General features: G+C 68.9%; 1 protein-coding gene and 1 pseudogene. Both read right to left on the reverse strand.

Annotated features, from left to right (window positions below; genetic code table 11):
- A partial coding sequence (locus OZ10_RS20765; protein ID WP_202903048.1) for a DUF2491 family protein occupies window positions 1-151 on the reverse strand: 151 nt, incomplete at its 3' end.
- Window positions 148-438 (reverse strand): annotated as a pseudogene (locus OZ10_RS20190) (potassium channel protein); the annotation flags it as partial. The gene OZ10_RS20765 and the pseudogene OZ10_RS20190, both read right to left, overlap by 4 nt.

Consider the following 438-nt stretch of genomic DNA (forward strand, 5'->3'; position numbering starts at 1 on the left):
GCGCCATGCGGTACAGCGTGGTATCGATCTCGACCTGCCCACCCACGCGCAGGCCCAACGGCAGCGCATGCCCGATCGCACCGGTGCCGGAGGTCGGCAGCGGCGGCGGTTGCGGTTGGCCAAACAACTTGCTGAAAAAACTCATCGTCAGACACCTTGTGGCGATGCGGAAATGGGGGATTCGGCGCGCAGCGCGGCCCACGCAATGGCCTGTGCAGGCACACGCTGCTCGGCCAGGTAGTACAGCATGGCACCGGCGGCGACAGCGGTGCGTGCTGGCGGGTTCAAGCGCAGCGCGCCGTCGGGCGCGCGCAGGCCCAGCAGCAGGGCGCCGCGCTGGCTGAAATCGGCCGCGAGCCGGCTGTAGTCCAGCGTCTCGACAGTGGCGGGCACGGCAAGACTGAACTGGGTCGGGCCATCGTCCACCGACAGCAGCTC

The organism is Xanthomonas cannabis pv. cannabis (assembly GCF_000802365.1).
In the GTDB taxonomy this organism is placed as follows: Bacteria; Pseudomonadota; Gammaproteobacteria; order Xanthomonadales; family Xanthomonadaceae; genus Xanthomonas; species Xanthomonas cannabis.